Raw genomic sequence first — 4,045 nt, 5'->3', positions numbered from 1 at the left:
GGGGCGCGCGCCCCCCCCCCGGCCCCGGCCCCGGCCCGCGGAGAGGGCGGGACGCACCCGGCCGCGGCCCCCCGGGGCACGGACCCCCCCACCCGAACCGGAGCCGGCTGGGCCCACCCCCCCGGGGCCCCGGGGCCCCGCGCGGGGGGCGGCCAGCGGGTCGGGTTCGGCCGGGACCCCGGCCCGCCGTTCCACCCAGGCCCGCTGAACCTCGGAGGGATCATCGGGAACCACGGTCGGTTCCTCGGCCAGGTGCCAGCCCTCCTCACACTGAGTGCGGCGCAGGGACCGCTTGCGGCGCGCACAGGCCGGACAGCGGGATTCCAGCGTGGACCCACAGGGCACGTCGATGACCTCGCTGGCCCCGGTGGCGGTGTCGATGCGCCGCAGACTCACCGGGCGGATGCACACCCCGTGGTCGGCGGCGATCTGTTCGGCCACCACCCGCGCCAGAGGTTGGGCCAAACGTTCGGCGCGCGTGGTCTTGCCGGTCGGTGTGGGCATCTACGCGGCCCCTCCCACCACGTGGAGTTCCACTGTCGCGGCCGAGGTGTGGTCGGCGGTCATGGTGTCGATGTCGTCATCGGACACATACGCCGCCCGCACGCGGACCGGCATGGGCGAGCCCTCCAACCGGACGAACGCCACCCCCGGCAGCATGGGGTCGATCAGGTGCGCGTTAGCGCCCCGGTCCCGTGCGCCTTCACCGAGCACCATGTCCACCTGCGAGGCTTCATCCAGGCGCAGAGCGATCTTGTCGGGAAACAGGTTGCGCAGGTTCATGACTTCCTTGCGCGGGTCCTGCAGCGCAGCCAGGACGCAGAACCCCACCGACCGGCCCTGGGATGTGAGCGTGGCGATGGCGTTCTCCGCGTGACGGCGCACGTCCCGGTCGGGGTGGTAGGCGGTCAGAAACGCCACCTCGTCCAACACCACCACCACGAACGGGTCCCCGGTCGTGGGAGTGTGGGAGCGTCGGTGTCCGGCGTAGCGTTCGGCCCGGTCCTGCATCTCGGCCACCGCTTCTTCGAGCAGGGCCACCGCCGCTTCCCCCGTGTCGGCGTAGCGAGCGAACAGCGAGCGGCCGTAGGACAGTTCCATCCGCTTGGGATCGACCGCCCACACCTGCGCGGTTCCGTCTTCCAGCGCGGGGAGCATGGCGCGGATCGCCGACCAGATCACCGAGCCCTTGCCGGCCCCGGTCACGCCCACCACCAGGACGTGAGTCCCGTGCAGCCTCAGCCGCCACGGCGTGCCGTCCTCCTGAAGCCCCACGGGCAGTGCGCCGAGGTCAGGGACGGCCGGAACGTCGAGCGCGGCAATCGGTTCGGCGAGGGTGTCCCACCGGGGAAACTCCAGAACCACATCCCGCGGCCCCAGCACGGTCACGCGGCAGGAGGGCGCGCCGAACCCGTGCGCCAACTCGGCAACCCGGTTCTCGAAGTCCGCGGGTGTAGTTCCGGCGACCAGGCGCACCCGGACCCGGTCGGCCCACTCCGAACACGTCACCCGCCGAATCCGGGGCAGGTACTGGCGCTCTTGGTAGGTCTCGGCCAGCCCCGCCACCACGAGCACCGGCTGCCACTGACGGGCATACACCCACCACCACCGCCAGGCGGCGAGCATGCGCAGCCCCACCCAATGGCGGAAGGAAGAGGGCCAGCGCCGCCACCACACCAGCAGGCCGACATCGATCAGCGACCAGACCACCGCCACGGCGACCCAGCCGAAGACGTGCCAGACCAGGAGCGAGGCGACAGCCGCCACCGTGGCGACGGGGAAGCGGAACGGCAGCCCCACCACCAGCACCAAGGCGCGGGCCAGCCAGCGGGCCACGATCAACGCTACCGGCGTGGGCAGCACCGGCGTGGCGAACCGGAATGCCTGCGCCGGAACCGGCGTGGTCACCGACACCTGCTGGGCGGCCGGGCGAGGAGACCACCACATCAGCACCCACCCCCCGACAGGCGGGTGCGGGCGGCGTCGAGCTGGGCCCGGGCGATCGCCGCCACCTCCACCGCTTCGGGGTCGAAGGAGTGCGCGGCGATCCGGGTGAGCAGGTCGGCTTTGCGCTCGAAGAACGCCACGTCTTCGGCCGGGGTCGACGGGACGCGGTTCGTGGAGCGTTCGCGGACCAGGGCGAGGAACTCGGAGATCTCCCGGGGTGAGACGGGAGGCGGCTGGTCAGCCATAATCAGACACACCTCTTCTGTGGTTCATCGGTTGGCAAGCCGAACGGAGAGCAGAGGGGGTAAAAGGGGCGGCTCGGTGTTGCAGCACCAGGCCGCCCCGCTTGCTTGTCAGGAACTAGGCGGCGTCCTTGGCCGCACGACGAGCCGGAGCACCGGGCGCCTTGAGGCCGCGGGCGCGCAGCGAGTAGGCCACCCGGGGCCGGCGCCCGTTGTCGTCCACGTAGGGCATGACCGACATGCCCTCGAACTCCACCGGCCGGAACGGCAGCCCCGCCACCTCATCGGGCAGGGTGGGGCAGACCTCGGCCGCCACCTTGACCTTCACCGACTTGGCCTTGCCCCGCGCGTTGGGGTCGGCGTCGATCACTTCCACCGCCCACAACGGCAACCCGGTCTCCCGGTCCACTTCCGGCCGCTTGGTCTCGAAGTTCGTCACCGCCTCCACCCCCAACGCGAACGCCCCGTGCGGGAACACCGTCCCGAACTCCACCGGCAACGCACCCTGAATCGCCATGAAGACTCCTGCTCATCTGCGTTGATCTGGTCCACGCCAGACCACTCCCTGAAATCGATACATGTATAACATGTATCGATTCTTGATGCCAGAGACTAAGCCTCGATCCGTCGAGGGCGACAGCTCGGCCGATCGAGGCCGAACCGCCGATTCCTGCGGACAAGTAGCAGGATGCGCAAGGAACACGGGACGGGACTACTACATGGCTGGACGTGTTCAGGACGTCTCGATAATGTGAGCGCGTCCCCCGACGTCCCGCGAACACGGATTCCATGCCGAACGAGAGACTGCGCGCCGCACTACTGGAACAGGGACTGACCCCGGCCAGTCTCGCCGAGGCCATTGGCGTGGACGCCAAGAGCGTCGAACGCTGGATCAACCTCGGCCGCGTTCCCTACCGCCGCCACCGCTACGCGGTCGCCGCACGTCTGGGCGTGGACGAGACGTACCTGTGGCCGCAGGCCCTGACCAAGGACCAGAAGAAGGCGGCTTCCGAGGGCGAGATCATCGCGGTTCACCCGCACCGCTGGACCGTTCCCAGCGACACGTGGAAGCGCCTGTTCGAGTCCGCCGAGCGCGAGATCGGCATTCTCGTCTACAGCGGTTTCTTCCTGGCCGAGGACGTCAGCGTGTCAAGGCTTCTCGCCGCCAAGGCCGAAGCCGGGGTGCGGGTGCGCATCCTGCTCGGTGATCCGGAGTGCGAGGCGGTTGCCCAGCGTGGCGCTGACGAGGGCATCGACGACGCTATGGCCGCCAAGATCCGCAACGTCATTGTGCTGTACCGGCCGCTGCGCGCCGTGGAGGGTGTGGAGTTCCGCCTACACCGGACGGTCCTCTACAACTCGATCTACCGCGCTGATGACCAGATGCTCGTGAACACGCACGTCTACGGCGCTCCCGCGGCGAACGCGCCCGTCTTCCACTTGCGCAAGGTCGCCGGAGGCAGCATGGTGACCACCTACGTGGAAAGCTTCGAACGGGTGTGGGACGAGGCCACGCCCCTCGACTGAAAGAGAGCCTCATGGCACGGCGGATCGACTACTACGACGACCCCCAGGCCCCCAAGGCCAACAGCCTGGTCCCGTCGGTGAACGTGATCGTGACCAACGAACACGACGAGATCCTGATGATCCGCCGCTCCGACAACGGCAACTGGGCCGTCCCCGGCGGAGCCGTCGACCTCGGCGAATCCGTCCCCCAGGCAGCCGTACGCGAAACCCTGGAAGAAACCGGGATCACCTGCGAGATCACCGGAATCTCCGGCATCTACAGCGACCCCAAGCACGTCATCTACTACACCAGCGACGGCGAGTGCCGCCAGGAGTTCTCCATCGTCCTG

Annotated in this window: 6 protein-coding genes; 2 read left to right on the top strand and 4 right to left on the bottom strand. The window is 69.2% G+C overall.

What is annotated here, in order from left to right; translation table 11 throughout:
• The 4 genes from CW348_RS03300 to CW348_RS03285 form a co-directional block, all read right to left on the bottom strand.
• A partial coding sequence (locus CW348_RS03300) for a replication initiator (RefSeq protein WP_353801214.1) occupies window positions 1-504 on the bottom strand: 504 nt, incomplete at its 3' end.
• Complete coding sequence (locus tag CW348_RS03295; protein ID WP_287462749.1) at window positions 505-1,947, bottom strand: FtsK/SpoIIIE domain-containing protein; 1,443 nt, start codon at window positions 1,945-1,947, stop codon at window positions 505-507.
• Window positions 1,947-2,192, bottom strand: a complete 246-nt coding sequence (locus CW348_RS03290) for a hypothetical protein (protein WP_278459702.1) — start codon at window positions 2,190-2,192, stop codon at window positions 1,947-1,949. Before CW348_RS03290 ends, CW348_RS03295 begins: the two co-directional genes overlap by 1 nt.
• Before the next feature lie 115 nt (window positions 2,193-2,307).
• Window positions 2,308-2,706 (bottom strand): plasmid replication, integration and excision activator, encoded by a 399-nt coding sequence (locus CW348_RS03285; protein ID WP_278459701.1) that lies wholly within the window; start codon window positions 2,704-2,706, stop codon window positions 2,308-2,310.
• Window positions 2,707-2,978: 272 nt separating this feature from the next.
• Here CW348_RS03285 and CW348_RS03280 point away from each other — a divergent pair, with 272 nt between their 5' ends.
• Together CW348_RS03280 and CW348_RS03275 are read left to right on the top strand one after the other, a co-directional pair.
• A complete protein-coding gene (locus CW348_RS03280) occupies window positions 2,979-3,716 on the top strand; it encodes an XRE family transcriptional regulator (RefSeq protein ID WP_287462746.1) in 738 nt (245 codons plus the stop codon).
• A gap of 11 nt (window positions 3,717-3,727) precedes the next feature.
• Window positions 3,728-4,045: NUDIX domain-containing protein (locus tag CW348_RS03275; protein ID WP_287462744.1), on the top strand; the 318-nt coding region annotated here is incomplete at its 3' end.

Origin of the sequence: Thermobifida sp., assembly GCF_017577275.1 — a bacterium.
Lineage (GTDB): Bacteria > Actinomycetota > Actinomycetes > Streptosporangiales > Streptosporangiaceae > Thermobifida > Thermobifida fusca.
This window is presented reverse-complemented; position numbering and strand designations above follow the sequence as displayed.